The organism is Halomonas sp. ND22Bw (assembly GCF_003011945.1).
Taxonomy (GTDB): domain Bacteria; phylum Pseudomonadota; class Gammaproteobacteria; order Pseudomonadales; family Halomonadaceae; genus Halomonas; species Halomonas halophila.
In genome coordinates, this window is record NZ_PXWD01001244.1 from 1 (window position 1) to 257 (window position 257).

The 257-nt window shown below is 61.9% G+C and carries 1 protein-coding gene; it reads right to left on the reverse strand.

Features of this window, described 5'->3' with window-relative positions; translation table 11 throughout:
- The coding region (locus CVH10_RS22155; RefSeq protein WP_369335968.1) for an acyl carrier protein at window positions 1-220 on the reverse strand (220 nt) is incomplete at its 3' end.
- Window positions 221-257 lie beyond the last annotated feature (37 nt).

Consider the following 257-nt stretch of genomic DNA (forward strand, 5'->3'; position numbering starts at 1 on the left):
AGCGCTTGGCTTCGACACGGAAGCCCAGGATGCGTCCCGCTTCGTCGATGGCCGCGATGGCGAGCAGCGAATCTCCACCCAGGTCGAAGAAGTTGTCCGAGGGCCGGATGTCGTTCACGTCGATGCCGATCATGCCGGCCCACACCTGCGCCAGCTTGGCCTGTTCCGGCTGAAGCAGAGGGATCGGTGCGTCGCTCGGCGCTGGCCCTACAGAAGACACGTTTTCGTCACTTTCGAAACAAATTGTTGGCGAAGCG